Genomic DNA, 18794 nt, shown 5'->3' with positions numbered 1-18794 from the left:
CGGACGAGCCCCCGGGCGGACCCCGGAACGGACGCCCCGGTACCCCGGACGGGCACGCGAAGGGCCCCCGGACGCTCGCGCGATGCCCAGCGGCATCACGGTCACGTCCGGGGGCCCTTCGTCGGCCCGACGCCTCAGACCTGCAGCGCCACCGCGTAGCGCTCCAGCTCGGCGGCCAGCTCGGCCGGCACCTTGGCGTGCAGCAGCGTGCCCTCGCCGGTGTGCTCGGTGCCGAGCAGCTCGCCCTCGGCGTGCACCCGGGAGACCAGCCCGCCCTGGGTGTAGGGCACCAGGGCCCGCACCTCGATCGCCGGGCGCGGCAGCTCGTCGTCGATGAGCTTCAGCAGCTCCTCGATGCCCTCGCCGCTGCGGGCCGACACCACGATGGCGTGCGGCTCGCGGCGCAGCAGTCGCTGCAGCACGTGCGGGTCGGCGGCGTCCGCCTTGTTGATCACCACGATCTCCGGCACGTTCTGCGCGTCGACCGAGACGATGACCTCGCGGACGGCGGCCAGCTGCGTCTCCGGCTCGGGGTGCGAGCCGTCGACCACGTGCAGGATGAGGTCCGCGTCGGCGACCTCCTCCATGGTCGAGCGGAAGGCCTCGACCAGGTGGTGCGGCAGGTGCCGGACGAAGCCGACGGTGTCGGCCAGGGTGTAGAGCCGCCCGCTCGGGGTCTGGGCCCGGCGCACGGTCGGGTCCAGGGTGGCGAACAGGGAGTTCTCCACCAGGACGCCCGCCCCGGTGAGCCGGTTGAGCAGGGACGACTTGCCGGCGTTGGTGTACCCGGCGATGGCCACCGACGGCACCTGGTGGCGCTTGCGCTCCTGGCGCTTGGTGTCGCGGCCCTTCTTCATCTCGGCGATCTCGCGGCGCAGCTTCGCCATCTTCTCGCGGATCCGGCGCCGGTCGGTCTCGATCTTGGTCTCACCGGGACCACGGGTGGCCATGCCGCCGCCGGACGAGCCGGCGCCGCCACCACCCATCTGCCGGGACAGCGACTGACCCCAGCCGCGCAGGCGCGGCAGCATGTACTGCATCTGCGCGAGCGAGACCTGCGCCTTGCCCTCCCGGGACTTGGCGTGCTGGGCGAAGATGTCCAGGATCAGGGCCGTCCGGTCGACGACCTTGACCTTGACCACGTCCTCCAGGTGGATCAGCTGGCCGGGGGTGAGCTCACCGTCGCAGACCACGGTGTCGGCGCCGGTGGCCGCGACGATGTCGCGCAGTTCCTTCGCCTTGCCGGAGCCGATGTAGGTGGCCGCGTCGGGCTTGTCGCGACGCTGGATGACGCCGTCCAGCACCTGGGAGCCGGCCGTCTCGGCGAGGGCGGCGAGCTCGGCCATCGAGTTCTCCGCCTCCTCCAGGGTGCCGTCCGTCCAGACGCCGACGAGCACCACGCGCTCCAGGCGGAGCTGGCGGTACTCGACCTCGGTGACGTCTTCGAGTTCGGTGGAGAGGCCGGCGACACGGCGCAGGGCGGCACGCTCGCTGCGGTCGTACTGGTCGCCGTCGTAGTGGTGGTGGCCGTGGCCGCGGTCCTCGTCGATGGCCGCGAGGTCCTCGTCCATGAGGGCTTCCGCCCGCAGACCGTTCAGGCGGCGCGGGGCGTCGGCGTGGTCGCGGGTGTCGGACGTGGAGGTCATTCTGTCCTTTGGTCGCTGGTGCGGATGGCCTGTGGGGACCGCCTTGTGCGGTCCCACCCGGAGTCTGCCCAGCTGCCGCCCCGGTTACCGCCGGGCGAGGTGAGCTACCCCTCAGGTCCTCGGGTGCCGTCGGGGCTCCTGTGCCCTGAGAACGCCGTGGACCGGCCGTGAATTCCCCATGATGGTCCCACGCCCGGCGCGGACCGGTCATCCCCATTTTCCCCGGGGTGGCGGGCCCCGCCGGTGTCCGGGGCCTGCGGCCGGCTGACGTCGTACACCCCGGAGACCTTGAGCATGGCGCGCATCAGCGCGGGCAGCGCGGCCGGCTCGGGCAGTTCGACGGTGTAGGTGTGCCGGACCCGCAGCTCCTGCGGCGGTTCGACCTCGGCCGACACGATGCCGACGTCCTCGGCGGAGATGGCCGCGGTGAGGTCGGCGAGCAGCCGGGGCCGGTTGAGCGCCTCGGCCCGCAGGGTGGCCCGGTGGCCGGCCGCCGGGGTGCCCTCCGGCCGCCAGCGGACCTCCAGCTCGGCGCGCCCGGCCGCGCGCATCCGCTCCCCGGCCGGGCAGCCGGTGCGGTGCACGGCGACGGCTCCGCCGCGGATCGGGTAGCCGGCCACCTCGTCCGGCGGCACGGGCGTGCAGCAGCGGGCCAGCCGGACCGGCGCCCCGGGCCGGCCGGCCACCGCGACCGGGGCCGGCCGGCGCTCGGTGGTGCGGTGCGCGGGCGGGGCGGGCTGGCCGCTGGAGGGGCCGGTGCGCACCGGCGGGAGCCGGGCCGGGTGGTCGGCGAGCCAGCGTTCGATGGCCAGCCGGGCGGCCGGCGTCCGGGCGTGCGCGAGCCACTCGGGCGCGGGCCCGGAGGGTTCGGCGGGGCGCGGCCCGTCCTCGGTGAGCACGGTCCCGGTGGGCACGGCCTCGGTGAGCACGGCGAGCAGGTCGCCGTCCTGCAGGACGGTGGAGAGCGCGGTGAGCCGGCCGTTGACCCGGGCTCCGATGCACCGGTGGCCGGTCTCCTCGCCGAGCAGGTAGGCGGCGTCCACGCAGGTGGCGCCGGCCCTCAGCTGAAGCGTTTCGCCGCTCTCCGTCACGACGGTGATCTCGCGGTCGCCGGCCAGGTCGGCGGTGAGCGCGGACCAGAAGGCGTCCGGGTCGGGCGTCTCCTGCTGCCACTCCAGCAGCCGGCTGAGCCAGCCGGGCCGGGCCGGGTCGGTGCGGTCGAGTTCGTCGGCGTCCTGGACGGCGCCGGCCGGCTCCGGGTCGCCGAGCGCGACCACCCCGGTCTCGGCGACCTCGTGCATCCGCCGGGTGCGCACCAGCACCTCGACGACCGTGCCGCCGCTGAGCGCCACCGCGGTGTGCAGCGACTGGTAGAGGTTGAACTTGGGGGCGGCGACGAAGTCCTTGAACTCGCCGGGCAGCGGCGTCCAGCAGGTGTGCAGCTCGCCGAGCACGGCGTAGCAGTCGGCGTTCTCCTCGACCACCACCAGCAGCCGCCCGAAGTCGGCGGGCTGCGGCCGCTGCGGCCGCCCGTCCGGGCCGGGCGCGGCGGCCCGCTTGAGCAGCACCCGGTGCAGCGACACGCAGTGCCGGGGCCGGACGGTGACCTCGGCGGTCACCCCGGTCTCGGACAGCTGGCGGGCCAGCAGCCGGGCGAAGGGGGCCAGCTGGGTGTCCGGCTCGCCCTCGTGACCGGCCATCAGGGCCCGGGTGCGGGCGTGCTCCTCGGGGTGCAGGGTGGCGAAGACGATGTCCTCCAGCTCCGCCTTGAGCACCTGGATGCCGAGCCGTTCGGCCAGTGGGATCAGCACGTCCCGGGTGACCTTGGCGATCCGCACCTGGCTGGCCGGCTTCATGTGCCGGATGGTGCGCATGTTGTGCAGCCGGTCGGCGAGCTTGATCACCATCACCCGGACGTCGTCGCCGGTGGCGACCAGCATCTTGCGGAAGGTCTCGGCCTCGGCGGCGGCGCCGAAGTCGACCTTCTCCAGTTTCGTCACCCCGTCGACCAGGTAGGCGACTTCGGGCCCGAAGCCGGCGCTCACCTGATTGAGCGTCAATTCGGTGTCCTCGACGGTGTCGTGGAGCAGCGAGGCGACCAAGGTGGTTGTCCCGGCGCCGAGTTGGGCCAGGATCATGGTGACGGCGAGCGGGTGGGTGATGTAGGGCCCGCCGCTCTTGCGCTTCTGGCCCCGGTGGCTGGCCTCGGCGAGCCGGTAGGCCCGGGCGAGCAGGCCGAGGTCGGCCTGCGGATGGTGCTCGCGGTGGACTCGGACGAGCGGTTCGAGGGCGTCCGGGACGGGCGGCCGGCCGGTGGCCAGCAGGGCGGCCCGCCCGGCCCGGCCGAGCGCGGCCCGGCCGAGCTCCCCCAGGGGCCGCCTGGCCCCGGCTTGCCGTGCGGACGTCGGCTGCCCCGTCAGGGACTGCCCGGCTTCGATGGTCATCGGCGCACCTCCGGCAGCGATCACCGGCCGCCACCCCGCCGAGGGGCGCCTTCCCGGTGGTCCATGCTACCGAGCAGAGCACGTTCCGCGATGCCTTGCTTCCCGTCCGCGACACGCGTCACTCGAACGGGCGGATTCACCGGCACGCGAAATGGGCAAACCGGGCCGTCAGCTGCCCGAGCCGCGCCCCAGACGTGTCAGACACGCCCCAGTTCGGCCCACCAGCGGGCGTCGATCTCACCGGCGGCCACGATGACCGCCGGGCCGGTCTTCTCGATCCGGCCGTCCGGGTGCTCGGTGATGACCAGTCGGCCGCCCGGCACGTCCACGGTGTAGGTGGCCGGCTCGCCGGTGACCGCCGGGTCGACGCCGTCCCGGCGGATGGCGGCCACCGCGACGGCACAGGTGCCGGTCCCGCAGGAGCGGGTCTCGCCGGAGCCGCGCTCGTACACCCGCATGGCGACGTGCCGCGGCCCGCGGTCCACCACGAACTCGACGTTCACGCCCTCCGGGTAGGCCCCTTCGGGGCTGGTCAGCGGCGCGGACAGCAGGTCCCCGGCGTGGTCGAGGCTGTCCACGAAGGCCACCGCGTGCGGGTTGCCCATGTTGACGTTCAGCGCGGGCCAGCGCCGCGCGCCGACCGCGACCTCGACGCCGTCCGGCCCGGGCAGCCGGGCCCGGCCCATGTCGACGGTGACCTCGCCGGGCGTCCCGTCCCCGGCGTCCTCGGCGACCCGCACCGTCCGCACCCCGGCGCGGGTGGCGACCGCGAACTCGCCGGGCTCGGCCAGGCCGGCCTCGACCAGGTACCGGGCGAAGACCCGCACGCCGTTGCCGCACATCTCGGCGATGCTGCCGTCGGAGTTGCGATAGTCCATGAACCACTCGGCCCGGTCGGCCTGGTCCGCGGCAGCCGGCTCGGCGGCGGAGCGCACCACGCGCAGCAGCCCGTCCCCGCCGATGCCGGCCCGCCGGTCGCACAGCGCGGCGACGGCCGCGGGGCCGATCTCCAGCGCGCCGTCCGGGTCCGGGACGATGACGAAGTCGTTCTGGGTGCCGTGCCCCTTGAAGAAGGGGACGCCGACCGGCTGCGGGGAGGATGCGCTCACCCTCCCGATGGTACCGAACGGGCGCACCGGCCACCCGAGCGGTCCGACCGGTGGATCGGCGCGGGCAGCCGAGGGGCCGGCAGGGGCGGCCGACGGATCAGCGCAGGTAGGCGACCCGCCAGACGGCCAGCGCACAGGCCACCAGCGCGATCAGGGTGTACAGCACGATCGCCTTCCAGCCGGCCCGCTGCCCGGAGCCGCGGCGCGGCAGGCCCGGCCACTTGTACCCGGCGTGCCGGGCGGCCATCGCGCCCCAGCCGACCGAGGCGGCGGTGAGCAGCAGCCCGAGCATGCCGACCATGGTGGCGCGCGCCCCGGCCGAGCCGAAGGCGAGCGGGAAGGCGAACATCAGCGAACCGAGGATGCCCAGCAGGGCGATCGGCAGGGTCTGCCACCAGCGGAGCCGGCGCAGCGGTCGGATCTCCCGCTCGTGCACCGCGCCCGCCGGGGTGCGGTTGTCCAGGGCCGGCAGTGCGACCGCGTAGGAGGTGGGTGCCTCCAGGCCGGTCAGCACGGGGAGGTCACCCCTCGTCGACTCGTCGGCCGGTGCGGTGACACTCCCGCTCTGGCCGGGTTCGGGGCCGGTACCCGTCGACACGCGGCCTCCCCTGACAGTTCGACACGAGCGGACTCGCGGTCGGGCACGGTCGGCCCGCGCGGCCGACCCCTACGCCTTCGATGATGGCATGTCCAGACGGGCGTTCCGGGCCTGACCGGCGTCGACGGGTGATCCGTGGCCATCACGTGATCGGGCCGTGACCGCCGGTTCGTCCTGCACGGCCACCTGCGCGCGCAGGTGCACCGCCGGATTGGCCGGAACCCGCCTACCCGGCCGGACGCTCCTGACGGTCGATCAGCTCCAGGGAGCGTTCCAGCAGCTCGACGGGGTCGGTGCCGGCCGGCCGGGACAGCCAGTGGATCCGGCCGTCGCGGCGGAACCAGGACTCCTGACGGCGGGCGAAGCGCTTGGTGGCCCGGACGGTCTCGGCCCGCGCCTCGTCCTCGGTGCACTCGCCGGCGAAGTGGTCCAGCACCTGCTGGTAGCCGAGCGCCCGGGAGGCCGTCCGCCCCTCCCGCAGCCCGAGCCGCTCCAGCGCGCGCACCTCGTCCAGCAGTCCGGCCCGCCACATCAGGTCGACCCGCAGCGTGATCCGCTCGTCCAGTTCGGGGCGCGGCAGCGCGACCCCGATCTGCACCGCGTCGTAGACGGCGGTGTTGCCGGGCAGGTTCGCGGTGAACGGCTGCCCGGTGATCTCGATGACCTCCAGCGCGCGGACGATCCGCCGCCCGTTGCCGATCAGGATCGCCTCCGCGGCCGCCGGGTCCAGCTCGGCCAGCCGCCGGTGCAGCGCGTGCGGGCCGGCCTCCTCCAGCTCGGCCTCCAGCCGGGCCCGGACCGCCGGGTCGGTGCCGGGGAACTCCATCTCGTCGATCGCCGCCCGGACGTACAGCCCGGAGCCGCCGACCAGGACGGGCGTGCGCCCGGCCGCGAGCAGCCGGTCGATCTCGGCCCGGGCCAGCCGCTGGTACTCGGCGACGCTGGCGGCCTCGGTGACGTCCCAGACGTCCAGCAGGTGGTGCGGCACGCCGCCGCGCTCGGCGGGGGTGAGCTTGGCGGTGCCGATGTCCATGCCCCGGTACAGCTGCATCGAGTCGGTGTTGATCACCTCGCCGCCGAGGCTGCGGGCGATGGCGACGGCCAGGTCGGACTTGCCGGCGGCGGTCGCGCCGACGATGCAGACCACTCGGGGCTGGGCGGCGCGGGACTGGACGGTACGGGAGCTGCTCACCGCTCCAGTCTCGCAAAACCGCCGCCGCACCGGTGACCGGGCTGCCCGTCGGCCCCGACTGCGCGACGATGTGACTGTGTCCGGCCGTCTCCGGCCATCTCCAGCCGTTTCCGCAGTTGAGCCGGTTTGCGAACGGTTCGGCGGTGACGGACGTTGGGCAGGAGACAGGGACGAAAGGGTGAGATCGCCATGGGTCTGATGGACAACCTCAAGGGCAAGGCCGAAGAGCTCAAGGGCAAGGCCAGTGAGCTCGCCGGCAAGCACAGCGAGCAGATCGAGCACGCGGTGGACAAGGCTGGCGGCGCGATCGACAAGGCGACCAAGGGCAAGTACAGCGAGAAGATCGAGCACGGCGCCAGCAAGGCCAAGGGCGCGGTGGGCGACTTCGCCCACAAGCCGAAGCCGGGCGAGGAGGGGCCGGCCGGCGGCAACGGCCAGGCGCCGCAGGCCTGACGCCCCGCGCTCCGATCAGCTCCAGGACGCCACGACGTAGCCGACCCCGTACGGGGCGTCCTGGTAGCCGAGCCGCGCGGTGAGGCCGGTGCCCTCCGCGGCGCCGGCCAGCACCTGCCAGGGCGCCCGGCCCTCGGCCTTGAGCTCGGCGGCCAGCCCGGCGTCCAGGGCGGCGAGCGCGGGCAGGTCGGCGGAGCCCAGGGCGGCGGCCAGGGCGGCGTCGAAGCCCTCGGCGCGCTCGTCCAGGTAACCGGGCGCCTTCACCGAGCGGCAGGCGCTGCCGTCGCCCACCACCAGCAGGCCGACCCGGTCGGCCAGCTGGGCCAGGCCCTGGCCGAGCCCGAGCATCCGGTCGGCGGGCGCGTCGGCGGGCACCGCGCAGGCGTGCGTCGGCAGCGTCACCCCGGCGCGCTCCAGCAGCCAGGCGCCGACCGTCAGAGACGGTGCCAGCTCCGGCCCCTCGACCCGGCCGCCGGGCAGCTTGGCGACCAGCGGCACCCCGTAGCGGTGGAAGGAGCCGGCCCCGCCCTCGGTCCACACCTCGGCCTCCGGCCCGGCGCCGACCACCACGACCAGCTGCGGCCCGGCCGCGACCAGTGCCGCCAGGGCCTCGTCGCAGGCGGCCCGCAGCGGGTCCAACTCGGCGGCCGCCCCGGCGGCGACCTCCGGGACGAGCAGCGGCGGACAGGGGCACACGGCGGCGGCTACCAGCATGCGGATCACTCTAGCCAAACGGCGACGGCGGCCCGGCCGGACTCGAAGTCCCGCCGGGCCGCCGTTCGAGCAGCGGGCCCCGTTCGAGAAGCGGGCCGTCAGTCGCCGCAGCAGGCCCCGCCCGCCGGAGCGGCCAGGGGCAGCGCGGCCGGGGCACCGATGCCCGGCAGGCCGAGCATCACCCCGGCCGGCTTGGCCGCGGGCTTGGCCTGGCGCTTCTCCCAGGCGTCGCCGGCCCGGGTGCGGCGCACCGCGAGCGACGGGCCCTCGGCGAGCAGGTGGTGCGGGGCGGCGTAGGTGATCTCGACGGTCACCACGTCGCCCGGGCGCACCGGCTCCGTCGGCCTGCTGAAGTGCACCAGCCGGTTGTCGGGGGCGCGGCCGGAGAGCCGGTCGGTCTTGTCGTCCTTCTTGCCCTCGCCCTCGGCGACCAGGATCTCCAGGACGCGGCCGACCTGCTTCTTGTTCTCCTCCCAGGAGATCTCCTCCTGGAGGGCGATCAGCCGGTCGTAGCGGGCCTGCACGACGGCCTTCGGCACCTGGTCCGCCATCTCGGCGGCCGGGGTGCCGGGGCGCTTGGAGTACTGGAAGGTGAAGGCGTTGGTGAAGCGGGCCTCGCGGACGGCGTGCATCGTCTGCTCGAAGTCCTCCTCGGTCTCGCCGGGGAAGCCCACGATGATGTCGGTGGAGATCGCCGCGTCCGGCATGGCCTCGCGGACCTTCCGGATGATCCCGAGGAAGCGCTCCTGGCGGTAGGAGCGGCGCATCGCCTTGAGGACGGTGTCGGAGCCGGACTGCAGCGGCATGTGCAGCTGGTGCATCACGTTCGGCGTCTCGGCCATCGCGGCGATCACGTCGTCGGTGAAGTCGCGCGGGTGCGGCGAGGTGAAGCGGATCCGCTCCAGGCCCTCGATCTGGCCGGCGGCGCGCAGCAGCTTGGAGAAGGCCTCGCGGTCGCCCAGGTCGGAGCCGTAGGCGTTGACGTTCTGGCCGAGCAGGGTCACCTCGATGACGCCCTCGTCCACCAGCGCCTCGATCTCGGCGAGGACGTCGCCGGGGCGGCGGTCCTCCTCCTTGCCGCGCAGCGCGGGGACGATGCAGAAGGTGCAGGTGTTGTTGCAGCCGACGGAGATGGCGACCCACGCGGCGTACGCGGACTCGCGGCGGGTCGGCAGGGTGGAGGGGAAGGTCTCCAGCGACTCCAGGATCTCGACCTGGGCCTTGCGCTCGACCGCGGCCCGCTCCAGCAGCGCCGGCAGGTGGCCGATGTTGTGGGTGCCGAACACCACGTCGACCCAGGGGGCCTTGCGGACGATGGTGTCGCGGTCCTTCTGGGCGAGGCAGCCGCCGACGGCGATCTGCATGCCCTTGTGGCGGGTCTTGACCGGCGCCAGCTGCCCGAGGTTGCCGTACAGCTTGTTGTCGGCGTTCTCCCGCACCGCGCAGGTGTTGAACACGACCAGGTCCGGGTCGCCCTCCTGCCCGGCCTTGACGTAACCCGCGTCCTCCAGCAGGCCGGACAGCCGCTCGGAGTCGTGGACGTTCATCTGGCAGCCGTACGTGACGACCTTGTAGCTCTTCAATCCGCTCTCACCGCTCACCAGACCAGGGTACGGGCAGCCGCGAAGCGCTTTTCCCCCACCGTTTCCCCTCCCGTTCCGGCGGAGCGCCTGGCAGTATCCCTGCATGACCCCCACCACCCCGTCCCGTCTCGGCGCCGCCGTCCGCACCGCGGCCCGCAGCCCGCTGTGGCGGACGGTGCTGGTGCTGGTGCTGCTGGTCGCGGGGCTGGGCGGCTGGTGGCTGTCGGCGGGTCGCTCGCCCGGCTACCCGCGCGGCGAGACGCGTTTCGCGACCGGCGTGCAGCGCGGCGTCTACGACCGGTACGGGCAGTTGCTGGAGGCCCACGTCGCCAAGGCCATGCCGGGGGTGCGGCTGGCCCTGGACAACACCGAGGGCTCGATCGACAACCTGGCCCGGGTGACCAGCGGCCAGGACGACTTCGCGATCGCCACCGCCGACGCCGTCGCCGACTACCAGGGCCCGGGCAAGGACCGGCTGCGGGCGATCGCACGGCTGTACGACGACTACCTCCAGCTGATCGTCCCGTCCTCCTCGACGGTGCACCGCACGGCCGACCTCAAGGGGCTGCGGGTCGGCGTGGGCCTGCCGCAGTCCGGGGTGAACCTGGTGACCAGGCGGCTGCTGGCCGCGGCCGGCCTGGACCCGGACCACGACATCGTCCCGGTGTCGGCGGGCGTCGGCGACGCCGCCGACCAGCTGCGCGAGAACAAGCTCGACGCCTTCTTCTGGTCCGGCGGCCTGCCGACCAGCGCCCTCACCGACCTGTCCGACCACATGCGGATGCGGGTCGTGCCGCTGGGGGACCTCGCCGGGGCCATCCACAAGATGGAGGGCGGCGGCACCGACGCCTACCGGGCGGCCACCATGCCCAAGGGCACCTACCCGAACGCCGACCCCAAGGACGCCGTCGCCACCGTGGCCGTGCCCAACCTGCTGATCACCCGGGACGACGTGGACCCGGGCCTGGTCGAGGGCATGACCAGGGCGGTGATCGACAGCCGCGACCAGATCGGCTCCCAGGTGCACGCCGCCCAGTTGGTCGACCTGCGCACCGCCGTCTACACCGACCCGCTCCCGCTGCACGAGGGCGCGGCCCGCTACTACCGCTCGGTGAAGCCCTGAAGGTGGAGCCCTGAGATCCACCGCTCGGTGAAGCCCGGAAGCCCGGAAACCGTACGGGCGCTGCGGGCCCGTACGGGCTACCGCTTCTCCGGCCGCGGCACCGTCAGCGTCACCGCGAGCCCGGTCGGCTCGACCGGGGCGAAGGCGAGCGAACCGCCGCCCGCCGCCAGCAGGGTGCGGGCGATCGACAGGCCGAGCCCGGAGCCGTCCACGTTCTGGTGCCGCGGGCTGCGCCAGAAGCGGTCCCCGGCACGGGGCAGCTCGTCCTCGGCGAGGCCGGGCCCGGCGTCCGTGACGGTCACCGCGACCTCGTCCCGGCGCACCGAGACCTTCAGCCGCACCCCGCTGCCGGCCGGGCCGAACTTGAGCGCGTTGTCCAGCACGGCGTCCAGGGCGGAGCCGAAGCCGATCGGGTCCGCCATGCCGACGGCGAGCGCCGGGCCCTCCCAGCTCAGCTCGATCCCGCGCTGCTCGGCGACCGGCCGCCAGGCGTCGACCCGGGCCAGGGTGAGCGCGGCGAGGTCGGTCTGCTCGGGTTCGGGGCGGGCGTGCTCGGCGGTGGCCAGGCCGAGCAGGTCGTCCAGCACCCGGGCCAGCCGGACGCCCTCCTCCCGGACGCCGCCGAGCTCCTCCTCGTGCCCCTCGGGCAGTTCCAGGCCGAGCACCTCGACCCGCAGCAGCAGGGCCGCCAGCGGGTTGCGCAGCTGGTGCGAGGCATCCGCGACGAAGGCCTTCTGCTGGTCCATGGCGAGCACCACGTGGTCGGCCATCTCGTTGAACGAGCGGGCCAGCCGCTGCAGCTCGGGCGGGCCGCCGCCGGGCGCGACCCGGGCGGCCATCCGGCCGGTGGCGATGTCGTGGGTGGCCCGGTCGAGGGTGCGGACCGGGCGCAGCACCCACTCGGTGAGCCGGCCGGCCAGCAGCACCGCGACGATCATCGCGGCGGCCTCGCCGGCGCCGATCACCAGCCAGCTGTGCAGGATCCGGGTGCGCAGCGCCCCGGTGGGGGACTCGCTGAGCACCACCGCGACCACGTCGCCGTCGCGCACCACCGGGGTGGCGACGGTCAGGGTGCGGTCGTCGGTCCACGGCCAGACCTGGGGCGGGTTGTGGCTGCGCCGCCCGTCCAGCGCCTCCTGGAAGGCCTGCGCGCCCCAACCGCGGGGCACCCGCCAGTCGGCGGGGGCGGCGGCGATCGGCACGCCGTCGCGCTGGAAGATGCCCAGCCGCACGCCGTACAGGTCGTGGTAGCGGCGGACCTCGGCGTCGATCGCGCGCCGGCGGCTGACGTCGCCGGGGGCGGGCTCCGGGTCGCCCTTGAGCGCGGACTCCACCGCCGAGGGGCCGGAGGTGGGCAGGTCCTGGGCGAAGCGGGCGGCGTCGTCGAGCCGGTCGACGACCACCTTGCTCTGCTCGGCCGCCGCGACCGCCGCCGCGAGCGGCAGCCCCAGGGCGGCCAGGACGCAGAGCATGAGGGCGATCAGGATGCCGAGCAGGCGGGTGCGCACGTGCGGTCAGCGCTCCGCGGGGGCGGGCGGGGCCGGGTCCGCGGCGGGCGCCGGGGACTCCGGGATCAGGCGGTAGCCGACGCCGCGGACGGCCTCGACCAGGCCGGGCAGCGCGAGCTTGTTGCGCAGCGAGCCGATGTGCACCTCCAGGGTGCGCCCGTTGCCCTCCCAGCCGCTGCGCCAGACCTCGCTGAAGATCTGCTCGCGCCGGTAGACCACGCCGGGGCTCTGGGCGAGCAGGGCGAGCAGGTCGAACTCCTTGCGGGTGAGCGGCACGTCCCGGCCGTCCACGCTGACCCGGCGGCGCTCCCGGTCGATCCGGATGCCGCGGGACTCCAGCGGGCCGCGCTGCTGCGGGACGGCGTCGGGCGCGGGCACCGCCACCGAGGCGGGGGCGGCGCCGCGGCGGGCCACCGCGTGGATGCGGGCGAGCAGCTCGCCCATGTCGTAGGGCTTGGTGACGTAGTCGTCGGCGCCCAGGTTGAGGCCGTGGATCCGGGAGCGGATGTCGGCGCGGGCGGTGACCATGATCACCGGGACGCCGCTGCCGGCCCTGATCCGGCTGCACACCTCGAAGCCGTCGCGGTCGGGCAGCCCGAGGTCGAGCAGCACCACCCGGTACGGGTCGTTTCCGTCCGGCACCAGGGCGTCCAGCGCCTCGTGCCCGCTGCGGGCGTGCCGGACCTGGAAGCCGTGCCGGCCCAGTACCGCGACCAGCGCGGCGGCCACGCGTTCGTCGTCCTCGACGAGCAGCAATCGCATCCTGTTCTCCTCCTTCCCCCACCTGATCGCCGGGACCGCCTGGTCGGGCCCCGGTCCTGCGCAGTATGAGCCAGTGGGCGGCCCGGCGCCAGGCTCGGTCGCCCGACGGCTGCCACGGGGCGGGGCTCGCCGGCTGCCACGGGACGGGGCGCGCCGGCGCGGACGCCCGCTGTCACATGCCCCGTTGGCGCCCCGGCGAACAGCCCGCGAGCGGCGTGTGGCCGTTTCGTGATCCTCAAGTTCCGCTCAGATCGGCTGACGGCACGTCGTCATCACTCCTATGGTCGGCCCACCGGGGGCTGCGGCTCCGCCGGTCGCGGCTCCCGGATTTCGTACCACCATTGCCGCCCAAGGGAGTTCAGACTTTCACGGGCCGACACGAGGGAGCAGGCGCGATGGCCGAGAATCCGGTCGAGGACTCCACCCCTGCAGCCGCCCCCCTGGTCGTGCTGAGCAGCGTGAACAAGCACTACGGAGCGCTGCACGTCCTGCAGGACATCGACCTGAAGATCGTCCAGGGCGAGGTCGTGGTCCTGATCGGGCCGTCCGGCTCCGGCAAGTCGACGCTCTGCCGGACGATCAACCGGCTGGAGACCATCGACTCCGGCACGATCACCATCGACGGCCGCCCGCTGCCCGACGAGGGCAAGGAGCTGGCCCGGCTGCGCGCCGAGGTCGGCATGGTGTTCCAGAGCTTCAACCTGTTCGCGCACAAGACGGTGCTGGAGAACGTCGTCATCGGCCAGGTCAAGGTGCGCGGGATCGCCCGGGCGCAGGCCGAGAAGACCGCCCGCGGGCTGCTGGAGCGGGTCGGCGTCGGCGCGCAGGCGGACAAAGTCCCCGCCCAGCTCTCCGGCGGCCAGCAGCAGCGCGTGGCGATCGCCCGGGCGCTGGCGATGAAGCCCAAGGTGATGCTCTTCGACGAGCCCACCTCGGCCCTCGACCCGGAGATGGTCAACGAGGTGCTGGAGGTCATGCGTCAGCTGGCCGCCGACGGCATGACGATGGTCGTGGTCACCCACGAGATGGGTTTCGCCCGCTCCGCCGCCAACCGCGTGCTGTTCATGGCCGACGGCCGGATCGTCGAGCAGAACACCCCGGACGCCTTCTTCACCGCGCCGCGTTCCGACCGTGCCAAGGACTTCCTCTCGAAGATCCTCCACCACTGACGCTTCGAGACCACGCGGGGCCGCCGCCGGCAAGGACGCCGGGCGGCCCTGCCCGTGCACGCACCTTCCAGACGCCAGAGCCCGGTTAGCCGTGGCCCAGCTCCCAGGAGAACAACCCTCATGAGGACTCGTCGCACCCTCGCCGTCGCGCTCTGTGCCGTCGCGCTCACCGCCACCGCCGCCTGCGGCAAGGACGGCTCCCCCGGCGCCACCGCCGCGAGCAGCGGCAACGCCCCGGCGCTGCCCACCTACACGGTCAAGACCGACGTCAAGATCGACTCGGCGATCCTCGCCGAGGCGAAGAAGCGCGGCCAGCTGATCATCGGCGCCAAGGCCGACCAGCCGGGACTGGGCTTCGAGGACGTCGCCAGCGGCGACCGCAGCGGCTTCGACATCGAGATCGCCAAGATGGTCGCCGCCGACCTCGGCTTCAGCCCGCAGCAGATCAAGTGGCAGACGCTGGTCTCCTCGCAGCGCGAGCCGGCCATCGCCAAGGGCCAGATCGACTTCTACGTCGGCACCTACAGCATCAACGACGAGCGCAAGAAGACGGTCTCCTTCGCCGGCCCGTACTACATCGCCGGCCAGGACTTCCTGGTGAAGGCCGACAACACCTCGATCACCGGCCCGGAGAGCGTCGGCGGCAAGAACATCTGCACCGCCACCGGCTCCACCTCGATCAAGAACATCCAGCAGTACAACCCGAAGATCACGCAGTTCGACACCTACTCGGCCTGCGTCGAGAAGCTGCTGTCCGGCGAGGTCGACGCGGTCACCACCGACGACGCGATCCTCAAGGGCTACGCCTCCAAGTACGCCCCCAAGCTCAAGGTGGTCGGCAAGCCGTTCACCAAGGAGAACTACGGCGTCGGTCTCAACAAGGACGACGCGGTCCTGCGCAACGCCATCGGCGACGCGCTCAAGGCCCACGAGGACAACGGCGACTGGAAGAAGGCCTACGACGCGACCCTGGGCGCGTCCGGCTCCGCCGCGCCGGCCGTGCCGGCCCTCGAACGCTACTGATCCGGTCCACGCCCGACCATCCGTCCTGACCATCTGATGAGAGGAGGGCCGCCGGATGGGGTTCCTGTTCGAGCAGGACAACTTCACGTTGTTCCGCGACGGCTTCCTGCAGACGATCGAGCTGAGCGCGCTCAGCGCCCTGCTCGCCCTGCTGCTGGGCACCCTGCTGGCGGCCTTCCGGGTCTCCCCGGTGCCGGTCCTGCGTGCCTTCGGCACCACCTGGGTCACGCTGTTCCGCAACACGCCGCTGACCCTGCTGTTCTTCGCCGTCACCTTCGGCCTGCCGCCGCTCGGGGTGCACTTCAGCCACCTCACCTTCGCGGTGCTGGCGCTCGGCGGCTACACCGCCTCGTTCGTCTGCGAGGTGATCCGCTCGGGCATCAACACCGTGCCGCTCGGCCAGGCCGAGGCGGCCCGCAGCCTCGGCATGAGCTTCGGCCAGACCCTCACCCTGATCATCCTGCCGCAGGCCACCCGGACCGTCCTGGCCCCGCTGAGCAGTGTGTTCATCGCGCTGCCGAGGAACTCGGCGATCGCCGGCGCGTTCAGCGTCAGCGAGCTGTACAGCGTGCAGCAGACCCTCTCCGAGCGCGGCTACGCGATCTTCGGGATCTTCTTCTGGGTAGCCTGCGCCTACCTGGTGATCAGTGCCACGGTCGCCACGCTGTTCCGCGTCCTGGAATCCCGACTGGCGGTGGCCCGATGAGCAACCTCTTCACCCGCACCCCCACGGCCAGCGTCCTCTACGACGCCCCCGGCCCGCGGGCCCGCTTCCGGTACCAGCTGTTCGGGGCGCTGGCGCTGATCGGCGTCGCCGCCCTGCTCTGGTACGTCTTCACCGCGCTCTCCGACAACGGCCAGTTCGACCCGCAGATGTGGGACGCGTTCCAGTACAACACCGTCCAGCAGCGCATCGTGGACGGCCTGCTCTCCACCCTGAAGGCCTTCGGCCTGGCCGCGCTGTTCTCGCTCACCCTGGGCGGCCTGCTCGCCGCCGGGCAGCTCTCCGACCACAAGCCGGTCCGCTGGGCGGCCGTCGGCTTCGTCCAGTTCTTCCGGGCGATGCCGCTGCTGATCCTGATCGTCGCGCTCTACTACGCGTTCTTCGCGAAGGAGCCGATGTGGGCGCTCGTCATCGGCCTCACCCTCTACAACGGCTCGGTGCAGGCCGAGATCATCCGCAGCGGCGTCAACGCCGTCCCGCGCGGCCAGGCCGAGGCGGCCTACGCGCTCGGCATGCGCAAGACCCAGGTGATGGCCTCCATCCTGGTGCCGCAGGCCGTCCGTTCGATGCTGCCCACGATGATCGGCCAGCTGGTCGTCACCCTGAAGGACACCTCGCTCGGCTTGATCATCACGTACCAGGAACTGCTGTTCGTCGGCAAGGCGATCGCCAGCCAGCCGATCAACGCCGCGGGCTTCCCCTACATCCCCGTGGTGCTGGTGATCGGTCCGATCTACATCGCCATGTGCCTGCTGCTGACCGCCCTCGCCCGGTGGATCGAAGCGCGCGGCCGTCGCGGCGCGAACCGGCGCACTTCAGCTGCTGCTTGACGCACACGCAGGTGAACTGTTGCATTGCTCTTCGTGACACCTCCCGGGAGCATCCACGCGGCATATGCGGCAGCGGTAACTGACGCCGGCCCATCGGCCGGTTCGTGCCCGGAGGTCACCGCATGGACCCGGTGATCGTGGTCGGGGCCGGACCGGTCGGTCTGGCCCTGGCCCTCGCCCTCGCCCGGCACGAAGTGCCGACCATCGTCCTGGACGAGGGCTCCGGGCTCTGCCCCGAGGGCCCGCGCAGCGTCGTCCTCGGGGCCGACACCGCCGCCTTCCTCACCCGGATCGGCTACCCGCGGGCCGTCTCGGACTCCGCCCTCTGGGACTCCTTCACCGTCTGGCGCCGCCGCCAGGAAGTGCTGCGGATCGACCTCACCGACTCCCCCGCCTTCCACCTGCCCCAGCACCGCCTCCAGCGCGGCCTGCGCGACGCCCTCACCGGCACCCCGCTGGTCCGGCTGGTCCCGCTGAGCCGGGTCGTCGAACTCGAACAGGACCGCGACGGCGTCAGCGTCCGCACCCACGGCACCCAGGACGGCTCCAGCACCTGGTGGCGCGGCAGCCACCTGGTCGGCTGCGACGGCGCCAGATCCGCCGTCCGCAAGCTCCTGAAGATCCGCTTCCCCGGCCGCCCCGCCGTCGACCGCAACGCCATCGCCACCGTCCGGGTCGACCTGCCCTTCCACGAGGCCCGGCTGCACCGCGAGCCCCCGTGGCGCGGCGACCGCGAGGCCTCCGCCCGCCCGCTGCCGGACGGCGTCTGGCGGCTCGACTGGCGGCTGCCCCCCGGACGGCCCGCCCCCACCGAAACCGTCGACCCGCACGCCACCTGGCCCGGCGTCGTCACCGGCGACACCCTGCTCACCCGGGTCACCGCCACCCTCACCGGCTGGTGCGGCGAACTCCCCCGCTTCGACCTGCTCGCCGCCGCCGACCACACCGCCCAGCAGCGCCTCGCCGCCCGGTTCCGCAGCGGCCGCTGCTTCCTCGCCGGCGACGCCGCCCACCTGCACGGCGCGCTCGGCATGCAGAACCTGGCCGACGGGCTGCGCGACGCCGACAACCTCGCCTGGCGGCTCTCCCTCGCCTGGCACCTCCACTCCGGCGGCCCGCAACCCGGCGGCTCCCTGCTGGACGGCTACGAGGCCGAACGGCGCGGCGCGGTCGGCGCCCGGCTGCGCGCCGTCGACCAGTCCATGCCGCTGCTGCGCCCGCTGCGCGGCTGGCAGCAGACCCGGCGCTCGCTGCTGGTCGGCGGCTTCCGCAAGCACGCACCGCTGCTCGCCGACGGACAGCTCGGCACCGGCCGCTTCGGCGGCGCGCCCGCCTACCCGGCCGCGCCCTCGGGCGTCCCCGGCCGGGTACCGGTCCAGCGCGGCGCCCGCGGCACCACCTCGCTCAGCGAACTGCTGCCGGCCACCGCCCCCGGCGTGCTCGTCCCGGACCTGCCGGTGCTCGCCGCCGACGGCACCCCGGACCACCTGCACGCCCGGCTCGGCGTCACCTTCCTGCTGCTGCTGGTCGCCCCCGGCACCGCCGTGTGGTCCGCCGAGCACTGGCTGGGCGCCGGCCTGATGCCCCGGCTCGCCGAGGTCGCCGCCGCGCTGCCGGTGCCCGCCGAAGTGCTGGTCACCGAGGAGTACCCGGAGGCCGGACCGCACACCGTGCTGCTGATCCGGCCGGACGGGCACCTGGTCGGCGCCACCCAGGGCGCCGCCGCCGAGGACCTGCTGGCGCTCGCCGACCGCGCCCGGGGCGGGCCGGCCCCGCTCGCCGGCGCACCCGAACCCGAACCCGACCAGAGCCCAGCGCCGGAGCCCGCCGCCCGCCAGGCGCCCCAGCAGGTGGACTCCCCCAGCGCGTAGGGCCCTGGCGCGCGCCCCGGGCGTGCGCCGGACAGGGCCCAACTC

16 protein-coding genes are annotated in these 18794 nt (G+C 73.7%); 7 read left to right on the top strand and 9 right to left on the bottom strand.

The window, feature by feature from the left end; all coding sequences use genetic code 11:
- Nucleotides 1-134 precede the first annotated feature (134 nt).
- From hflX to miaA, 5 genes are all read right to left on the bottom strand, one after another.
- Nucleotides 135-1646 (bottom strand): GTPase HflX, encoded by a 1512-nt coding sequence (gene hflX, locus ACFWPT_RS08675; RefSeq protein WP_363374353.1) that lies wholly within the window; start codon nucleotides 1644-1646, stop codon nucleotides 135-137.
- A gap of 104 nt (nucleotides 1647-1750) precedes the next feature.
- Complete coding sequence (locus ACFWPT_RS08670) at nucleotides 1751-4090, bottom strand: RelA/SpoT family protein (RefSeq protein ID WP_380480634.1); 2340 nt, start codon at nucleotides 4088-4090, stop codon at nucleotides 1751-1753.
- Between the two features lie 197 nt (nucleotides 4091-4287).
- Nucleotides 4288-5199 carry a diaminopimelate epimerase gene (gene dapF / locus ACFWPT_RS08665; RefSeq protein WP_363584569.1) on the bottom strand — a complete coding sequence of 304 codons (912 nt, stop codon included), beginning with the start codon at nucleotides 5197-5199 and terminating at the stop codon, nucleotides 4288-4290.
- Between the two features lie 97 nt (nucleotides 5200-5296).
- Nucleotides 5297-5797, bottom strand: a complete 501-nt coding sequence (locus ACFWPT_RS08660; RefSeq protein WP_380480632.1) for a hypothetical protein — start codon at nucleotides 5795-5797, stop codon at nucleotides 5297-5299.
- Nucleotides 5798-6023: 226 nt separating this feature from the next.
- Entirely contained in the window at nucleotides 6024-6989 is a 966-nt protein-coding gene (gene miaA / locus ACFWPT_RS08655; RefSeq protein WP_380480630.1) for a tRNA (adenosine(37)-N6)-dimethylallyltransferase MiaA, read from the bottom strand.
- Between the two features lie 189 nt (nucleotides 6990-7178).
- On the opposite strand from miaA, the gene ACFWPT_RS08650 reads away from it, so the two are divergent.
- Complete coding sequence (locus ACFWPT_RS08650) at nucleotides 7179-7442, top strand: antitoxin (protein WP_063349333.1); 264 nt, start codon at nucleotides 7179-7181, stop codon at nucleotides 7440-7442.
- Between the two features lie 15 nt (nucleotides 7443-7457).
- On the opposite strand, the gene ACFWPT_RS08645 is transcribed toward ACFWPT_RS08650, so the two are convergent.
- Both ACFWPT_RS08645 and miaB read right to left on the bottom strand, forming a co-directional pair.
- Nucleotides 7458-8156 carry a class III extradiol dioxygenase subunit B-like domain-containing protein gene (locus ACFWPT_RS08645; protein WP_380480628.1) on the bottom strand — a complete coding sequence of 233 codons (699 nt, stop codon included), beginning with the start codon at nucleotides 8154-8156 and terminating at the stop codon, nucleotides 7458-7460.
- Between the two features lie 98 nt (nucleotides 8157-8254).
- Nucleotides 8255-9757, bottom strand: coding sequence for a tRNA (N6-isopentenyl adenosine(37)-C2)-methylthiotransferase MiaB (gene miaB / locus ACFWPT_RS08640; protein WP_279634927.1), 1503 nt, complete (start codon nucleotides 9755-9757; stop codon nucleotides 8255-8257).
- An 85-nt stretch (nucleotides 9758-9842) separates the two neighbouring features.
- On the opposite strand from miaB, the gene ACFWPT_RS08635 reads away from it, so the two are divergent.
- Complete coding sequence (locus tag ACFWPT_RS08635) at nucleotides 9843-10862, top strand: TAXI family TRAP transporter solute-binding subunit (RefSeq protein ID WP_079135875.1); 1020 nt, start codon at nucleotides 9843-9845, stop codon at nucleotides 10860-10862.
- A 77-nt stretch (nucleotides 10863-10939) separates the two neighbouring features.
- Here the strand turns inward: ACFWPT_RS08635 and ACFWPT_RS08630 are convergent, their stop codons facing one another.
- The gene (locus ACFWPT_RS08630; protein ID WP_380480625.1) at nucleotides 10940-12370 is read right to left on the bottom strand and encodes a sensor histidine kinase; all 1431 of its coding nucleotides are present in this window, start codon (nucleotides 12368-12370) and stop codon (nucleotides 10940-10942) included.
- A gap of 6 nt (nucleotides 12371-12376) precedes the next feature.
- On the bottom strand, nucleotides 12377-13132 hold the full coding sequence (locus ACFWPT_RS08625; RefSeq protein WP_350880177.1) for a response regulator transcription factor: 756 nt from the start codon (nucleotides 13130-13132) through the stop codon (nucleotides 12377-12379).
- A 395-nt stretch (nucleotides 13133-13527) separates the two neighbouring features.
- On the opposite strand from ACFWPT_RS08625, the gene ACFWPT_RS08620 reads away from it, so the two are divergent.
- From ACFWPT_RS08620 to ACFWPT_RS08600, 5 genes are all read left to right on the top strand, one after another.
- On the top strand, nucleotides 13528-14301 hold the full coding sequence (locus tag ACFWPT_RS08620; protein WP_380377596.1) for an amino acid ABC transporter ATP-binding protein: 774 nt from the start codon (nucleotides 13528-13530) through the stop codon (nucleotides 14299-14301).
- A 120-nt stretch (nucleotides 14302-14421) separates the two neighbouring features.
- Nucleotides 14422-15324, top strand: coding sequence for a glutamate ABC transporter substrate-binding protein (locus ACFWPT_RS08615; RefSeq protein WP_380480623.1), 903 nt, complete (start codon nucleotides 14422-14424; stop codon nucleotides 15322-15324).
- Nucleotides 15325-15379: 55 nt separating this feature from the next.
- Complete coding sequence (locus ACFWPT_RS08610; RefSeq protein ID WP_380480621.1) at nucleotides 15380-16030, top strand: amino acid ABC transporter permease; 651 nt, start codon at nucleotides 15380-15382, stop codon at nucleotides 16028-16030.
- Nucleotides 16027-16878, top strand: coding sequence for an amino acid ABC transporter permease (locus tag ACFWPT_RS08605; RefSeq protein WP_380480619.1), 852 nt, complete (start codon nucleotides 16027-16029; stop codon nucleotides 16876-16878). Before ACFWPT_RS08610 ends, ACFWPT_RS08605 begins: the two co-directional genes overlap by 4 nt.
- A gap of 122 nt (nucleotides 16879-17000) precedes the next feature.
- Nucleotides 17001-18749, top strand: a complete 1749-nt coding sequence (locus tag ACFWPT_RS08600; RefSeq protein WP_063349325.1) for an FAD-dependent monooxygenase — start codon at nucleotides 17001-17003, stop codon at nucleotides 18747-18749.
- Nucleotides 18750-18794: the final 45 nt, after the last annotated feature.

The organism is Kitasatospora sp. NPDC058478 (assembly GCF_042720345.1).
Lineage (GTDB): Bacteria > Actinomycetota > Actinomycetes > Streptomycetales > Streptomycetaceae > Kitasatospora.
Note: the sequence above shows the minus strand (reverse complement) of the source record. Positions and strands in the feature narration are given on the sequence as shown.

Excerpts from the sequence above, each read along its gene's own strand:
- hflX (WP_363374353.1), bottom strand. The coding sequence starts at position 1,646 with ATGACCTCCACGTCCGACACCCGCGACCACGCCGACGCCCCGCGCCGC.
- ACFWPT_RS08610 (WP_380480621.1), top strand. The coding sequence starts at position 15,380 with ATGGGGTTCCTGTTCGAGCAGGACAACTTCACGTTGTTCCGCGACGGC.
- ACFWPT_RS08620 (WP_380377596.1), top strand. The coding sequence starts at position 13,528 with ATGGCCGAGAATCCGGTCGAGGACTCCACCCCTGCAGCCGCCCCCCTG.
- ACFWPT_RS08625 (WP_350880177.1), bottom strand. The coding sequence starts at position 13,132 with ATGCGATTGCTGCTCGTCGAGGACGACGAACGCGTGGCCGCCGCGCTG.
- ACFWPT_RS08600 (WP_063349325.1), top strand. The coding sequence starts at position 17,001 with ATGGACCCGGTGATCGTGGTCGGGGCCGGACCGGTCGGTCTGGCCCTG.
- ACFWPT_RS08615 (WP_380480623.1), top strand. The coding sequence starts at position 14,422 with ATGAGGACTCGTCGCACCCTCGCCGTCGCGCTCTGTGCCGTCGCGCTC.
- ACFWPT_RS08650 (WP_063349333.1), top strand. The coding sequence starts at position 7,179 with ATGGGTCTGATGGACAACCTCAAGGGCAAGGCCGAAGAGCTCAAGGGC.
- ACFWPT_RS08645 (WP_380480628.1), bottom strand. The coding sequence starts at position 8,156 with ATGCTGGTAGCCGCCGCCGTGTGCCCCTGTCCGCCGCTGCTCGTCCCG.
- ACFWPT_RS08635 (WP_079135875.1), top strand. The coding sequence starts at position 9,843 with ATGACCCCCACCACCCCGTCCCGTCTCGGCGCCGCCGTCCGCACCGCG.
- ACFWPT_RS08605 (WP_380480619.1), top strand. The coding sequence starts at position 16,027 with ATGAGCAACCTCTTCACCCGCACCCCCACGGCCAGCGTCCTCTACGAC.
- ACFWPT_RS08670 (WP_380480634.1), bottom strand. The coding sequence starts at position 4,090 with ATGACCATCGAAGCCGGGCAGTCCCTGACGGGGCAGCCGACGTCCGCA.